General features: G+C 65.7%; 13 protein-coding genes. 10 read left to right on the top strand and 3 right to left on the bottom strand.

Translation table 11 applies throughout. The features are described from left to right. The first annotated feature begins 28 nt into the window (after window positions 1-28). Together dnaJ and FDW83_RS01135 are read left to right on the top strand one after the other, a co-directional pair. On the top strand, window positions 29-1156 hold the full coding sequence (gene dnaJ / locus FDW83_RS01130; RefSeq protein WP_138135779.1) for a molecular chaperone DnaJ: 1128 nt from the start codon (window positions 29-31) through the stop codon (window positions 1154-1156). Between the two features lie 2 nt (window positions 1157-1158). Continuing rightward, complete coding sequence (locus FDW83_RS01135; RefSeq protein ID WP_138135780.1) at window positions 1159-1953, top strand: 16S rRNA (uracil(1498)-N(3))-methyltransferase; 795 nt, start codon at window positions 1159-1161, stop codon at window positions 1951-1953. Here FDW83_RS01135 and FDW83_RS01140 read toward each other — a convergent pair. Further along, the gene (locus FDW83_RS01140; RefSeq protein ID WP_240720818.1) at window positions 1940-2884 is read right to left on the bottom strand and encodes a GerMN domain-containing protein; all 945 of its coding nucleotides are present in this window, start codon (window positions 2882-2884) and stop codon (window positions 1940-1942) included. The two genes, FDW83_RS01135 and FDW83_RS01140, sit on opposite strands and share 14 nt — an antisense overlap. A gap of 304 nt (window positions 2885-3188) precedes the next feature. On the opposite strand from FDW83_RS01140, the gene FDW83_RS01145 reads away from it, so the two are divergent. From FDW83_RS01145 to FDW83_RS01165, 5 genes are all read left to right on the top strand, one after another. Next, window positions 3189-4274, top strand: a complete 1086-nt coding sequence (locus tag FDW83_RS01145; RefSeq protein WP_138135781.1) for a PhoH family protein — start codon at window positions 3189-3191, stop codon at window positions 4272-4274. Then, entirely contained in the window at window positions 4271-4744 is a 474-nt protein-coding gene (ybeY, locus tag FDW83_RS01150) for an rRNA maturation RNase YbeY (protein ID WP_138135782.1), read from the top strand. Before FDW83_RS01145 ends, ybeY begins: the two co-directional genes overlap by 4 nt. After that, window positions 4741-6072, top strand: a complete 1332-nt coding sequence (locus FDW83_RS01155; protein WP_138135783.1) for a hemolysin family protein — start codon at window positions 4741-4743, stop codon at window positions 6070-6072. The genes ybeY and FDW83_RS01155 overlap by 4 nt, the downstream gene beginning before the upstream one ends. Continuing rightward, the gene (gene era, locus FDW83_RS01160; RefSeq protein WP_138135784.1) at window positions 6056-7015 is read left to right on the top strand and encodes a GTPase Era; all 960 of its coding nucleotides are present in this window, start codon (window positions 6056-6058) and stop codon (window positions 7013-7015) included. Before FDW83_RS01155 ends, era begins: the two co-directional genes overlap by 17 nt. 98 nt (window positions 7016-7113) lie before the next feature. Continuing rightward, window positions 7114-8697, top strand: coding sequence for an LCP family protein (locus FDW83_RS01165; RefSeq protein ID WP_240720796.1), 1584 nt, complete (start codon window positions 7114-7116; stop codon window positions 8695-8697). A 68-nt stretch (window positions 8698-8765) separates the two neighbouring features. On the opposite strand, the gene FDW83_RS01170 is transcribed toward FDW83_RS01165, so the two are convergent. Then, the gene (locus tag FDW83_RS01170; RefSeq protein ID WP_138135785.1) at window positions 8766-10718 is read right to left on the bottom strand and encodes a M13 family metallopeptidase; all 1953 of its coding nucleotides are present in this window, start codon (window positions 10716-10718) and stop codon (window positions 8766-8768) included. 254 nt (window positions 10719-10972) lie between these two features. Here FDW83_RS01170 and leuA point away from each other — a divergent pair, with 254 nt between their 5' ends. From leuA to FDW83_RS01185, 3 genes are all read left to right on the top strand, one after another. Next, complete coding sequence (leuA, locus tag FDW83_RS01175; protein ID WP_138135786.1) at window positions 10973-12712, top strand: 2-isopropylmalate synthase; 1740 nt, start codon at window positions 10973-10975, stop codon at window positions 12710-12712. 85 nt (window positions 12713-12797) lie between these two features. Then, complete coding sequence (gene recO / locus FDW83_RS01180; RefSeq protein WP_138135787.1) at window positions 12798-13550, top strand: DNA repair protein RecO; 753 nt, start codon at window positions 12798-12800, stop codon at window positions 13548-13550. A gap of 2 nt (window positions 13551-13552) precedes the next feature. Continuing rightward, a complete protein-coding gene (locus tag FDW83_RS01185) occupies window positions 13553-14380 on the top strand; it encodes an isoprenyl transferase (protein WP_138135788.1) in 828 nt (275 codons plus the stop codon). On the opposite strand, the gene FDW83_RS01190 is transcribed toward FDW83_RS01185, so the two are convergent. Then, the gene (locus FDW83_RS01190; protein ID WP_138135789.1) at window positions 14338-15333 is read right to left on the bottom strand and encodes an alpha/beta hydrolase; all 996 of its coding nucleotides are present in this window, start codon (window positions 15331-15333) and stop codon (window positions 14338-14340) included. The genes FDW83_RS01185 and FDW83_RS01190 overlap by 43 nt on opposite strands. Window positions 15334-15378 lie beyond the last annotated feature (45 nt).

Genomic DNA, 15378 nt, shown 5'->3' on the forward strand with positions numbered 1-15378 from the left:
GCATTACAACAAGGAAGAGATACGAACTTTGAGCAGCCACTACGAAGTCCTTGGAGTCTCACCCGAGGCCACCGGGGAAGAAATCAAGAAGGCCTACCGCAAGCTGGCCCGCACGCTGCACCCGGACGTGAACCCTGGTGAAGAGGCAGCCGACCGCTTCAAGGCAGTGACCCATGCCTACGAAGTTCTCTCGGACCCGCAAAAGCGTCGCGTCTACGACACCACCGGCAACGAAAACGGGACGGACAACGGGTTTGGCGGCGGCAGCTACGCCGGGCAGGGCTTCGCGTTCCAGGACATCTTCGACACGTTCTTCGGTGCCGGCGGTTCCACCGGGCCTGCCTCCCGCGTCCGCCGCGGCCAGGATGCCCTCATCAGCGTCCGGATCGACCTGCGCGACGCCGTGTTCGGCGTCAACAAGAAACTCGAAGTGGACACGGCGGTCACCTGCCCCACCTGCGAAGGCTCGTGCTGCAGGCCCGGAACCCACCCCGAGCGCTGCGACATCTGCGGCGGCAGCGGCCAGGTGCAGAGGGCGGTCCGCTCCATCCTGGGCCAGGTCATGACGGCCGCGCCGTGCGGCACCTGCGAGGGATTTGGCACGGTCATCAAAGACCCCTGCAACGAGTGCAGCGGCCAGGGCCGCATCCGCAGCCGGCGTTCGCTGACCATCAAGGTTCCTGCCGGCGTCGCCACCGGCACCCGGATCCAGCTTGCCGGCCAGGGCGAGGCCGGTCCGGCCGGCGGCCCGGCGGGTGACCTCTATGTGGAAATCCGCGTCAACAACGATCCCACGTATGTCCGCGAAGGCGATGACCTGCACGCCACCCTGCACATCCCCATGACAGCCGCTGCCCTCGGCACCGACGTTAGCCTGGAAACTTTCGACGGCACCCAGGAAATCGACGTCAAGCCCGGCACCCAGTCCGGTGAAATCATCACCCTCCGCGGCCTGGGCGTCACCCACCTGCGCGGGTACGGCCGCGGCGACCTGAAGGTGCACCTCCAGGTGGACACGCCGGCGAAGCTCGACGCCGCCCAGGAAGACCTGCTCCGCCAGCTGGCCAAGCTCCGCGGCGAGCAGATCACCGACGGCAAGCTCGCCGCGAGCGGCGGCATGTTCGCGAAGCTCCGGGACCGCCTCGGTAACCTGTAGCGGTGAGCAACCCCGTCTTCTTCACACCCGCGGGAACCCTGGACGGGATGGCGGCCGGGCGCCGCTTCCTCCTCGAAGGGGCAGAGGCCAGGCACGCGGTGGCCGTCAAACGGCTCGCCCCCGGCGAGGCCGTGGACATCGTGGACGGCGCAGGCACCCGCCTGACCGGCCGCGTCACAACAGCGTCCTCCGCAGCCCTGGAGGTTGAGTGCGCGGCGCTTTCCGTCGAAAGCCGGCCGGACATCCGGCTGGTGCTGGTGCAGGCGCTGGCGAAGGGCGACCGGGACGAACTGGCCATCGAGACAGCCACGGAGCTGGGTATCGACGCCGTCATTCCCTGGCAGTCCGAGCGCTCCATTGTCCGCTGGAAAGGCGACCGGGCTGCCAAAGCCCATGCAAAATGGCAGTCCGTGGTTGCCGCAGCCGCCAAGCAGGCGAGACGGGCGTGGGTCCCCGAGGTGCGTGCCGCCGTCGACACCGCTGCCCTGGCACGTGCCGTTGAGGCCGCCGGGCTGGCCGTGATCCTGCATGAGGACGCCGTGCGCCCCCTGCGCAGTGTCCTCGAGTCATGGAGCTCCTCCGTTGGGAATGCCGACCTGGGAGGGGAGCCCCGGGAGGTTCTCCTCATCGTCGGGCCGGAGGGCGGCATCAGTCCCCGCGAAGTGACCAGGCTCTGTGACAAGGGCGCCGCGACCGCGCTGCTGGGACACCATGTCCTGCGGTCCTCCACAGCCGGTCCGGCGGCCGTCGTCCTTGCCAGCGACATCCTGGGACGCTGGGCGCCTAGCGCACCTTGAAGGACCGTGTGTCCTTGTACTGGTCCGGTCCGCCACCTGGCCCTGCCTGCGCCACCCGCAACTCGTAATCGCCCGCCGGCAGGGTCAGTGCCAGCGTAAAGACGCCCGCCTGTCCCTGTTCCACCGACGCCGTTGTTTCCCCGGTCAGGAATGGTTCCGTCTGGCCGTCGCCGACGGACCGCAGGATCTGCCACCGCAGCTTGCCGCCGGCCGTGGTGCTGCGTCCGGTGATCTTCACGCTGCCGCCCGGAACCTCCACGTTCTCCTGGGGGTCGATAATCCACACCGGGGCCACCAGCCCTGCAGTGCGGGTCATCAGTGCGCCCAGGCGGACGTGGTCGAACGCCACGTAGTCCGTATGCCCGTCCACCAATATCCGCACCCGGATCTGCTGGCCTGAATCGATCAGGCCGGAGCTTGCAGCTGCTGCCGTGGCGGTGTAAACGAGCTGCTGGATGGCGCGGACCGCCATATCGGCGTCGAGGTTGCTGTTGAAGGCGTCCTCGGAGACGTCCACGGTGATGACGTCCTTGCCGGAAATCGACGTGGCAAGTTCGCTGGGATTCTGCCACGGCGTAAAGAAGTCAGGGTCCAGCGGTTTGTCAGACATCATGGACCGCAGGGCGCGGGTCACCGGATTTTCCTGCTCGGGAACGTCGCGGAACTCGCGGTACAGAAAAATGTCCGCATCGCTGCGGCCGATCCAGTAAACCGGGGCCTTGTTGGAGGACTGGGTGGTTTCCAGGGGAGCACTCGTGGACGGCGGCGTGCCGGTGGCCGCAGGAACTGTGACAAGCGTGCCGGTGGGTGACGGGCCGGCATCGGCGATGCACCCGGCCATCGCCGGCGCAGCCGCAAGGAGGGCAGCCAGCACCAGGGCGCGGGCGCCGGCGGCACGGCAGCCCCCGTGGGGCGCGGCGGTTTTCGGCACGTGTGTTGCCTGTCCTTTCATGGCGTGAAGGGCCGGTCCCCGGGCGGCCTGGTCTTCCAGCTGCGGCTGGATTATCAGCATGGCATACCCCACGCGGCCGGCCCGGCTCTTCTGCCGGCGCGGTCCCGAACTGAAACGGGAACGATATGAGGCTGATATGAAGTTGATACCTAATGACGGGAACTGGTCCTTCCCCTGGGTGTTAATGCCCCCTCCCGGTATCTGGCGGCGGTGCCTGCTGGCGTAATATGGAAAGACAGACTGCACCGACCTCGAGGGGATCACAGGCCTGCCGGCCAACACTATGACTGAATCAGCGAACGGAAAGCGCCGGCCCGCCGGCGAAGGCGCCACCGGAGAGTTCCCGCATTCCCTCCCAGGCATCCGGACAGAAGTGGTCCGCTTCGACAACTCCGACCAGATGGTCCAGTCGCTCGGCAGCCACGATGAGGCGCTTCGGTACATCGAGGAACAGTTCCCGGACGTCAACTTCCACGTCCGCGGCAACGAGCTCTCCATCAGCGGTCCCACCGCGGACGTGCCGCGGATCATGCGGCTGCTCCATGAAGTCCGCGGACTTGTTGCCCGCGGCACCGTCATCAGCCCGTCGGTGCTCCAGCAGCTGGTTGCGCTCCTGCGGACCCAGTCCCTGCAGAACCCGGTGGACGTGCTGACCCACGACATCCTCTCCAGCCGCGGCCGGACCATCCGCCCGAAGACGCTGAACCAGAAGAACTATGTCGACGCCATCGACGACAACACCGTGATCTTCGGTATCGGGCCGGCAGGTACCGGGAAGACCTACCTGGCCATGGCAAAGGCGGTCCAGGCGCTCCAGCAAAAAGAAGTCAACCGGATCATCCTGACGCGTCCGGCGGTGGAGGCCGGGGAACGCCTTGGTTTCCTGCCCGGCACTTTGAGCGACAAGATCGACCCCTACCTGCGTCCCCTGTACGATGCGCTGCACGACATGATGGACCCCGAGTCCATCCCGCGGCTGATGGCCGCCGGAACCATTGAAGTGGCGCCCCTCGCCTACATGCGCGGACGCACGCTCAATGATGCGTTCATCATCCTTGACGAGGCCCAGAACACTACGCCCGAGCAGATGAAGATGTTCCTGACAAGGCTCGGGTTCGGGTCCAAGATGGTTGTCACCGGCGACATCACCCAGGTGGACCTGCCCTTCGGCACGCGTTCCGGGCTGCGCATCGTGGAGGAGATCCTGCAGGGTATCGAGGGCGTGAACTTTTCCGTCCTGGACGCCGCAGACGTCGTGCGGCACCGGCTCGTGGGCGATATCGTGAACGCCTACAGCATCTGGGACGACGCCCAGCGGGCGCGGGCCAAACACTCGGCAGTCAAGGAAAAGCGGGGGGAACACGCGTGAGCATCGAGGTGAACAACGAGTCCGGCGTCCAGGTGGACGAAGCGGCACTCGTGGCTTTGTCGCGGTACATCTTCGAACAGCTCTACATCCACCCCCAGGCGGAACTGTCCATCCTGCTGGTTGATGAGCCCGCCATGGAAAAGCTGCACATCGAACTTATGGACGAACCCGGAGCCACAGATGTGCTGTCCGTGCCCATGGACGAACTCACGCCGGGAACGCCGGACCGGCCCACGCCGCAGGGAATGCTTGGGGACATCGCCATCTGCCCGCAAGTCGCCCGGGTGCAGGCAAAGGATGCCGGCCACGAGCTCCAGGATGAGATGCTGCTGCTGACCACGCACGGCATCCTGCACCTGCTGGGCTACGACCATGCAGAGCCCGAAGAAAAGGCCGAGATGTTCGGTCTCCAGCGCGAACTCCTGACCGGCTTCACCGGCAAAGAAGCACCTGCCGAGACCACCCGGTGACGCTCCTGCTCCTGGTCGCGATGGCCCTGCTTTTCCTGGCGGTCGCGGCGGTGCTGACAGCTGCCGAGGCAGCGTTCAGCTTCCTCCCGCGGCATGACGCGGAGGAGGCCCTGCTCAAGAGCCGCGGCAATGCTATGCGGCGCATCCTCGCCCAGCCCGTGGCGCACATCCGGGCTCTGCGGTTCTGGCGTATCTGGTTCGAGATGGCTTCGGCGGTCGCAGTCGCCGTGCTGCTCTCCACCCTCCTGGACAACGTCTGGCTCGCCGGCCTGGCAGCCACGGGCATCATGGCGCTGCTTGGATTCGTTATCGTCGGCGTCTCGCCCCGCCAGCTTGGCAGGTTGCACTCCGCGGCCGTGGTCCGGTTCACCGCTCCGATGCTCCGTTTCCTCACGTGGGTCCTTGGGCCGATTCCCGGCTGGCTTGTGGCCCTGGGAAGTACGGCAGCGCCCGGGGCCCCAAGCGGCGATGAGGCGTTCTTCAGCGAGCAGGAGTTCCGCGAACTGGTGGAGCGTGCCAGCGAGTCCGACATGATCGAGGACACCGAGGCCGAGATGATCCAGTCCGTGTTCGACTTCGGTGACACCCTGGTCCGTGCCGTCATGGTTCCCCGGACTGATATCGTCACCATCGAATCGGGCTCCAGCCTTCACCAGGCGATGTCCCTGTTCCTTCGGTCCGGCTACTCAAGGATCCCGGTCATCGGGGACGACACCGACCACATTCTTGGCATCATTTACCTTAAGGATGTTGCCGCCGTGGTCCATGGCCTGTCCCCGGACGAGGAACCGCCCCTGGTGGATTCGCTGGCACGCGAAGTCCGGTACGTGCCCGAGTCCAAGCCGGTGAGCGACCTGCTGCGTGAACTGCAGAAGGAGTCCACGCATGTGGCCATCGTCATCGACGAATATGGCGGCACGGCGGGCCTTGTCACGCTCGAAGACCTGATCGAGGAGATCGTCGGGGAAATCGTGGACGAGTACGACACCGAAAGCGCCGAAGCGGTGGAACTCGGTGACGGCTCCTACAGGGTCAGCGCACGCATGAGCATCGACGATCTCGGTGAGCTCTTCGACATTGAGCTTGAGGATGACGAGGTTGACACCGTGGGCGGGCTCCTCGCCAAAGCGCTGGGCCGGGTTCCGATCGTGGGCAGCCACGTGGAGGTCCATGGCGTTTCCCTGCGGGCCGATAGGCTCGAGGGCCGCAGGAACCGCGTCAGCCACATCATTGCGGCGGCGGTGCCAAGAGTAGACACTGACCTTGAAGACCTCCTCGACGAGGCGGAAGCAACCCAGCAGGGAGTTCCACGTGAGCAAGAAAAGTAAGGCCCCGGAAGCGGAAGAGTTCGGCGGTTTCCACGCAGGTTTCTCCGTCCTGGTGGGCCGTCCCAATGCCGGCAAATCCACCCTGACCAACGCCCTGGTGGGGAAGAAGGTGGCCATCACCTCTGCCAAGCCGCAAACCACGCGCCACACCATCCGCGGGATCGTGCACCGGGATGACGCCCAGCTGATCCTCGTGGACACGCCCGGCCTCCACCGTCCGCGGACCCTGTTGGGAAAGCGCTTGAATGACCTCGTGGCGGACACGCTCGCGGAAGTGGACGCCATTGGCTTCTGCCTGCCGGCCAACGAGAAGATTGGGCCCGGCGATAAGTTCATTGCGTCCCAGCTGGCCGCCGTGGGGAGAAAGCCCGTCATTGCGATCGTTACAAAGGCTGACCTGGTGGACCGCCAGGCCCTGACCGAACAGCTGCTGGCGGTGGCGGAGCTTGGCCGCGAAGTAATGGGGGAGGGCGGCTGGCAGGACATCGTGCCGGTGTCGGCTACCGACGGCTTCCAGGTTGACACTGTTGCCGACGTGCTGATCAGCCACATGCCGCCGTCGCCGCCGCTCTATCCGGACGGTGAGTTGACTGACGAGCCGGAGGCAGTGATGGTGGCGGAGCTGATCCGGGAAGCGGCCCTTGAGGGTGTCCGGGATGAGCTGCCGCACTCACTGGCCGTGGTGGTCGAGGAAATCATCCCCCGGGAGGACCGGCCGGAAGACAACCCGCTGCTGGACGTCCGCGTAAACCTCTACGTGGAACGGCCCTCGCAAAAGGCCATCATCATCGGCAAGGGCGGCAGCAGGCTCCGCGAAGTCGGGACGAACGCCCGCAAGGGAATCGAAGCGCTTCTGGGCACCCGCATCTACCTTGACCTTCACGTCAAGGTGGCCAAGGACTGGCAGCGCGACCCGAAACAGCTGGTCAGGCTCGGCTTCTGACAGGCTCCTGCCGGGGCGCGTGGCGCGCTGCCCGGTGTTTTCCCAGACTGGACCACTAAAATGGACCGGATTTTGAAATTAGAGGAAGGTTCAGACACGTGGGGCGAGGCCGCGAGATGCGCGACAACGGAGCAGACCTGCCTGCAGGCACAGGACCTGTATCCCCGCACGCACACGACGGCGCCGTGGGAGCCGCCCGCCACCTGGGCCCCCTCCGCGGCATGCCGGTCTGGCTCAAGGTCGTTACGGCCGTCGTCTCTGTGGCCATCATCGGCGGGCTGGCATTTGCGGGGTTCTGGTACCTGCGGCTCCAGAACAACATCTCCAGGGCTCCGCTGAACGCGGGCGGCGGCAACAGCGAGGGGCAGGTCAGCGACGCCACGGGCCGGATGCAGATCCTGATCCTTGGTTCGGACACCCGCGACGGGAAGAACGCGGAATACGGCACTGCTGATGACTCCAAAGGGTACGGCAAGTCCGACGTCATGATGCTCATGGACATTTCCGAGGACAACAAACGCGTCAGCGTCATCAGCTTCCCCCGTGACCTGCTCGTGGACATCCCCAAGTGCAAGGACGAGGAAACCGGCCGGGAGTTCCCGGCCCGCAGCGGAATCATGATCAACGAGGCCATGGCCGAGGCCGGCATTGGCTGCGCGGTGGATACCGTAAACAAGATCACCGGCCTGGAAATCGACCACTTCATGATGGCCGACTTCAATGCGGTCAAGGAACTGTCCAACGCTGTGGGAGGCGTGGAGGTCTGCATCAGCGACGCCGTCTACGATCCCGATTCCCGCCTTCGTCTTCCTGCCGGCACCTCCACCGTCCAGGGCGAGATGGCCCTCGCCTTCCTGCGTACACGCCACGCTTTTGCCGACGGCGGCGACCTGGGCCGCATCAGGGCCCAGCAGGGTTTCCTCTCGTCACTCACGCGCAAGATCAAGGACGACGGCACCCTCTCCGACCCGGGCAAGATGCTGAACATCGCCGACGTCGTCACCCGGAACCTGACCGTGGACAAGGGCCTGGCGTCCGTTCCCACCCTGCTGACCATCGGCAACAGGCTCAAGGACATCGACATCAGCAAGGTGGCGTTCGTGTCCGTTCCCACCACGCCGGCCGTGGCGGACCCCAACAGGCTCCAGATCGCGGAGCCCGCGGGCTCGCAGCTGTTCGCAGCCCTCCGGCAGGACATCGACCTCACCGAGCCCACCGCGCCCGCCACCCCGGCACCAACGGAAAGTGCACCGCCGTCGGCTGCCCCCACCGAAACCGCCCCCGCCGTGCCGCCGTACGACAAGGCCCTGCAGCCGGTCACCGTGGCGAACGGCAGCGGCGTTCCCGGCCGTGCCCAGGAAATTGTCCAGGCCCTGATCTCGGGCGGATTCACCCAGGCGGCGCAGTTCGAGAGCACGGCCGTTGAACAGTCGGTGGTCTACTACGGCGCCGATTTCGCCGATGTGGCCGCTGACGTCGCTGCCCTGCTCGGCATCCCTGCGGGGCAACTGGTGCCGGCGCCCAACGTATCCGGGGTTCAGGTCTACCTGGGCGCCGACTTCACCACTGGCACCACCTACGGCACGGGGCCGGGGGCGGCACTGCCGGAGGACATTGTCAACCAGACCGCAGGCGATACCGTCTGCCAGCAGGCCAACCCGTACCTGATCGTGCAGGAGTAGGACGCAATAGCCAAGAAGGCGGGGCCCGCCACCTGGGAAGGTGGCGGGCCCCGCCTGTCATGTTCCGGCTACCAGATGCTGACGCGTTCCTCCGGAGCCATCCACATGCCGTCCTGGTCGGTGACGTCGAACGCTTCGTGGAAGGCGTCCAGGTTCTTCGCGATGGCATTCGTTCGGAACTCGTTGGGGGAGTGCGGGTCGGTGGCCAGCCTGCGCACGGCCTCTTCCTGCCGGATCACCTGCCGCCAGCCTGCAGCCCAGGAGGCGAAGAAACGCTGCTGCCCGGTAAGCCCGTCCAGGACCTCGGGATCCTTGCCATCGAGGCTGATCAGATACGCCTTGTACGCGATGGCAAGCCCCGCAAGGTCACCGATGTTTTCGCCAAGGGTAAGGCGGCCGTTAACGTTATGCCCGGGTGCAGCGGAGGGCGACAAGGCGTCATACTGCTCCACCAGCTTTGCGGTGAGCTTCTCGAACGCCCGGCGGTCCTCATCTGTCCACCAGTTCCGCAGGGCGCCGCCGCCGTCAAACTGCGAGCCCCGGTCGTCGAAGCCGTGCCCGATTTCGTGGCCAATCACCGCACCGATGCCGCCGTAGTTGACGGCGTCGTCGGCCTCGGCGGTGAAGAACGGAGGCTGCAGGATGGCCGCCGGGAACACGATCTCGTTCATCATCGGATGGTAGTAGGCGTTGACCGTCTGCGGGGTCATCAGCCATTTGTTGCGGTCCACCGGCTTGCCTACCTCGTCCAGGTGGCGGTCGACGTCGGCGTTGTGTGCCCGCTCCACATTCCCCAGCAGGTCGTCAGGATCGATCTCCACGGCGGAGTAGTCAATCCATTCCTCCGGAAAGCCGATCTTGGCCCGGAAAGCCTCCAGCTTCCGAAGGGCTTCAGCTTTGGTGTCCGCGCCCATCCAGGCCACGTCCGTTATGCTGCGGCGGTAGGCCTCGATCAGGTTCTCCACCAGCGTCTGCATCCGGGCCTTGTGCGACTCCGGGAAATGCCGTGCCACGTAAATTTGTCCGACGGCTTCACCCAGGGCCGCTTCCACCACGCCCACGCCGCGCTTCCAGCGGTCCTTGTTCCGCGGGGTTCCGCTAAGGGTGGTGCCGTAAAAGGCGAAGTTCGCATCAACGAAGGCGGACGACAGGTACGGCGCGGCGGCGCTGATGACCCGCATGGCCAGCCACTCCTGCCAGACGGCCAGCGGCTCGGAGTCCAAAAGCCCGGCAGCGCCTGCAAAAAAGTCGGGTGTGCTCACCACCAGTTCCTGCCGTTTGCCGGCGTCAATCCCCGCGGCTTCAAACCAGGTGGGCAACTGGGGGAACAGTGCCGACGCTTCGTCGGCGGTTTTGAGGTTGTAGGTTTTCTGCGGATCACGCAGCGTGACGTTGTCCCAGTGGTGCGAAGCCAGGTTTGTCTCAAGCGCCACCACCCGTTCCGCAGCGGCTTCAGCATCCGCTACATCGGCGAGGCCGAACATGGTGGCCACATGCTTCCGGTAAGCGGAAACGATCGGCTGGAACTTCTCCTCCCGGTAGTAGGACTCATCGGGAAGCCCCAGGCCCCCCTGGCCGGTGTACAGCAGCACACGGTCCGGGTTGCCGGCGTCCGGCGCCGGGTAGATGTAGAACAGGCCGCTGACATCGGACCGGAACAGCTTCCCGGCGAGGGCTACGAGTTCGGTGGCTGACGCAGTGGCAAAAATGTCGGCGAGCCGCTGGCGGATGGGTTCCATCCCCTTGGCCTCGACGGCTGCCTCGTCCATGAAGCTGTTGTAGAGGTCGCCGATCTTCCTTTCGATGCCGCTGGCTGATCCGGCCTTGGCCGCCGCCTCCTCGATGATGTCGCGGACGGCGATCTCGGATCCGTCCCGCAAGGCGGTGAATGTGCCCTCGAGCGGACGGTCGTCGGGAATCTCGGTGGCCTTCAGCCAGGCGCCGTTGACGTGCTGATACAGGTCATCCTGCGGCCGTACCGAGTGGTCTATGGTGGACAGGTCGATCCCCGAAACGGGCACTGAAGCTCCTCTTGCTGGAAGGCCCCGCCCGGCTGGAACACCGGAAAGGGTCTGCATGGTGGACTTATCGGACGGTAGTGCCCTTTCATCTTACGCACGCGTGCTACGCTCAAAAGGTGCGTGCAGAGCTCCTTCTCCTTAGCTGCCGCGGCGAGGCCACAGGCGCGATTTAGCGCAAAGGCCCACCCTCGCTGCGGAGTTTGTGTTGCCCGGCCACCCTTTCAATGAAGATCTCCAAGAAAAGGCCCCACGTAATGCGAAACGCACAAAAGCCCTCAGGAATGCCTGCCCACCGGTACACGCCGTTCCAGGACCAGATCAAAGTCGAACTGCCGGACCGCACCTGGCCGGACAAGGTCATCACCAAGGCTCCCCGCTGGTGTGCAGTGGACCTCCGCGACGGCAACCAGGCACTGATCGATCCCATGAGCCCGGCCCGCAAGATGAAGATGTTCGACCTCCTGGTCAGCATGGGCTACAAGGAAATCGAAGTCGGGTTCCCGTCCGCGTCACAGACCGACTTCGACTTTGTCCGCCAGCTCATCGAGGGCAACCACATCCCGGACGACGTCACCATCCAGGTCCTGACCCAGGCACGCGAACACCTGATCGAGCGGACCTATGAATCCCTGGTCGGTGCCAAGCAGGCCATCGTCCACCTGTACAACTCCACTTCGGTCCTGCAGCGCCGCGTGGTCTTCAACCAGGACGAGGACGGCATCCTGGATATCGCCCTGCAGGGCGCCCGGCTGTGCAAGAAGTACGAGGAAACCCTCGCCGATACCCACGTGACCTACGAATACTCCCCGGAGTCCTTCACCGGAACGGAACTGGAGTACGCCGTCCGGGTGTGCAACGCCGTCGCTGACATTTTTGAAGCCTCAGCGGACAAACAGGTCATCATCAACCTGCCGGCCACGGTGGAGATGGCCACCCCCAACGTCTACGCCGACTCGATCGAGTGGATGAGCCGCCACCTGCACCCCCGTGAGGGCATCATCCTCTCGCTCCACCCGCACAACGACCGCGGAACCGGCGTGGCAGCGGCGGAGCTGGGCTACATGGCAGGGGCGGACCGGATCGAAGGCTGCCTGTTCGGCAACGGCGAGCGGACCGGCAACGTGGACCTGGTGACCCTGGGCCTGAACCTGCTGGTGCAGGGCATCGATCCGATGATCGACTTCTCCAACATCGACGAGATCCGCCGGACCGTTGAATACTGCAACCAGCTGCCCGTGCCCGAGCGTTCGCCGTATGGCGGCGACCTCGTGTTCACCGCCTTCTCCGGCTCGCACCAGGACGCCATCAAGAAGGGCTTCGAAGCGCTGGAGCGGGACGCCGCCGCAGCGGGCAAGTCCGTGGACGACTTCACCTGGCAGGTCCCGTACCTGCCCATCGACCCCAAGGACCTCGGCCGCAGCTACGAGGCAGTTATCCGGGTGAATTCCCAGTCCGGCAAGGGCGGCGTGGCCTACCTGCTCAAGCACGAGCACAGCCTGGACCTGCCGCGCCGTGCCCAGATCGAATTCTCCGGTGTCATCCAGCGCCGCACGGATACCGTGGGCGGCGAGGTCAGCGCCGCGCAGCTGTGGCAGATCTTCCAGGATGAGTACCTGCCCTCCGGCCAGGCGGACGGGCAGTGGGGACGCTATTCCCTTGGTGCCGTGAAGACTGAAACGGATGACGACGGCGGCACCACGCTCCACGCGTCCCTCACCGTTGACGGGGCGCAGGTGAGCAGGACGGGAACCGGCAACGGGCCTATCGCCGCGCTGCTCAGCATCCTGCACGAGGACGGCGTGGATGTCCGGGTGCTGGACTACAGCGAGCACGCCCTCTCCGAAGGCGGCAACGCCCTGGCCGCCGCGTACGTGGAGTGCGCCGTGGGTGAACGGGTCCTGTGGGGCGTCGGCATCGACGCCAACACCAGCATGTCCGCCCTGAAAGCCGTGATCTCCGCGGTCAACCGGGCCATCCGGGACGCCCAGGCCTGATTCAGGCCGGCTGTGCCGCCGGGACCTCCCGGCGGCACAGCCGCGCCCGGCAGTGCTGCCCCCGCGGGGATGGGAAGATAAAAGCGTGGCCCAACATTCTTTCGCCTCCCGCGCGTACCGGGACGACGCCGTCGTGCTCCGTACGCACAAACTGGGCGAGGCCGACCGCATCATTACCCTCCTGACAAAGCACCACGGCCAGGTCCGCGCTGTCGCCAAGGGCGTCCGGCGCACCAGCAGCAGGTTTGGGGCACGGCTCGAGCCCTTTATGGTCGCGGACCTCCAGCTGGTCTCAGGACGCAGCCTCGACATCGTCACGCAGGCAGTGGCTAAGGGGGCCTACGGCGGAAGCATAGCGGCCGACTACGGCCGGTACACCGTGGCAGCCGCCATGACCGAGACTGCGGAAAAACTGACGGACGTCGACGGTGAATCCGGCACGGCGCAGTACAACCTGCTTGTCGGTGCCCTGGCCGCACTCAGCCGGGACGAGCATCCCGCCGGCCTGATCCTTGACTCCTACCTGCTCCGCGCACTGGCAACCGGCGGCTGGGCGCCAAGTTTCACCGATTGCGCCCGTTGCGGGCTGCCGGGTCCGCACACCGCCTTCGCCGCAGCGCTCGGCGGCATGGTCTGCAGCGGCTGCAGGCCGCCCGGGGCACTTGCCCCGGCCCCCGAAACTGTTGTCCTGCTGGCGGCCCTGCTCACCGGCGATTGGGCAACCGCGGACGCGTCGTTGCCCGTCCACCGGAAAGAGGCGGCCGGACTGGTGGCGGCCTATCTGCAATGGCATCTCGAACGAGTCCTCAAATCCCTCAAGCATGTGGAGCGTAGCTGACAGTGGTCCTGGGCAAAAAGAACACAACAACCCGCAAGCGCACCCGTCCCGTGGTCGTTCCCTACCCCCATCCGTCCGGCGCCGTGGCGCCAGACATTGCGGCCGAATTCATTCCCCGGCATGTGGCCATCGTGATGGACGGCAACGGGCGCTGGGCCAACCAGCGGGGCCTGCCGCGCATCGAGGGCCACAAGGCGGGCGAGCCCGCACTGCTGGACGTCATGGCCGGGGCGATCGAACTCGGCATCGAGTATGTCAGTGTCTACGCCTTTTCCACCGAGAACTGGCGGCGGTCCCCCGAGGAAGTGCGCTTCCTGATGGGATTTAACAAGGACGTGCTCCGCAGGCAGCGGAACCAGCTGGATGAATGGGGCGTCCGGGTCAGGTGGTCCGGCCGTCGGCCCAGGCTCTGGGGCTCCGTCATCCGGGAACTTGAAGAGGCCGAGGAGTTCACGGCGGGCAACAGCACGTGCACGTTGACCATGTGTGTTAATTACGGCGGCCGCGCGGAAATCACCGACGCCGTCTCCGCCATTGCCGCCGACGTCGCCGCCGGCAGGCTCAAGCCCAATGCGATTACCGAGCGGACCGTCCAGAAGTACCTGGATGAGCCGGACCTTCCCGACGTGGATCTTTTCCTTCGCAGCTCCGGGGAGCAGCGGTTGTCCAACTTCCTGCTCTGGCAGTCCGCGTACGCCGAGTTCGTCTTCATGGACACCCTCTGGCCGGACGTCGACAGGCGCACACTGTGGGCCGCCGTCGAAGAATACGCCCGGCGGGACCGCCGCTACGGGGGCGCGGTGGATGCGGCACCCTCAGCGGCACCATAGGCCCGAAGCCATCGCGCCAGCCGCGCGTAGGCGTCCTTCCGGACGGCGGCGGGGGAGAGGAAGACGTCATGCAGTGCGCCGTCAATCCGTTCAACTGTCACTGTCCGGCCCAGGGTGAGGGCGCGGGCGCCGATGACGTTCACGTCGAGAACGGCGTCTGTCCGCCGCATCTCCTCGGACCAAAAGAGCCCGTTCGCGCTTGCCCGGGACAGCAGGACAAGGATAGGCATTTCCAGGTCGAGGCCGCGGGCCACCCGTGTATGCCCTGCCAGTACCGCACTCAGCCACCCGGCCCGCACCGGAAACGCCATGGGCGGCCGGTACTTGTCATCCAGGGTCCATTCCCCGTCCGCGGCGCTGCTGATGGTGCGCCAGTAGAAGCCGCGCTCCGGAAGCCGCAGTACCGCCTCGGGACGGAGCCGCGCAACGGGTCCCACGAGGCCCAGGGCCGCCCGCCGGACCAGGGTGCTGCTGTGCATTTCCAGCCAGGGGCTGTTCAGTACCAGTCGTGATACGGCACCGGGGTGCCTGCTGGCCCAGAGCACGGCCACCAGCCCGCCGGTGGAATGGCCCATCAGGGTCACAGGGCCGGGCCCGGCCTCCTCTGCGATCAGCCGGCAGGCAGTCTCTATTTCTGCGTCATAGTCAGCAAGGTCCGCCACGTAGCCGCCGGGAAATTCGGGGCGCAGGCTTCGGCCGTGGTTGTGCATGTCCAGCGCGTAGAAGTCGTAACCCTCACTGGACCAAAAACGGGCGAGGTCAGTGTTGAAGAAGTAGTCGCTCCAGCCATGCAGGAAGAGCACCGGCGTGGGGCTCCTGCCGGCTTGGCCGAGAAATTCCCGGGCCGGGCGGAACCGGATCAGTGTCGCGGTGCGCCCGATGCCGTCAGGTCCGGAGGCAATAAAGGTGCGGGACTCGAACTCCCCGCCCAGGATGTCCTGTTGCCAGCCCATGGCTTCATGCTAGACCGCCTGGCAGGCAGGATACGCAATTTTGGT

The sequence above is a fragment of the Pseudarthrobacter sp. NamE2 genome (assembly GCF_005796205.1).
Taxonomy (GTDB): domain Bacteria; phylum Actinomycetota; class Actinomycetes; order Actinomycetales; family Micrococcaceae; genus Arthrobacter.

Excerpts from the sequence above, each read along its gene's own strand:
- FDW83_RS01145 (WP_138135781.1), top strand. The coding sequence starts at position 3,189 with ATGACTGAATCAGCGAACGGAAAGCGCCGGCCCGCCGGCGAAGGCGCC.
- leuA (WP_138135786.1), top strand. The coding sequence starts at position 10,973 with ATGCGAAACGCACAAAAGCCCTCAGGAATGCCTGCCCACCGGTACACG.
- FDW83_RS01190 (WP_138135789.1), bottom strand. The coding sequence starts at position 15,333 with ATGGGCTGGCAACAGGACATCCTGGGCGGGGAGTTCGAGTCCCGCACC.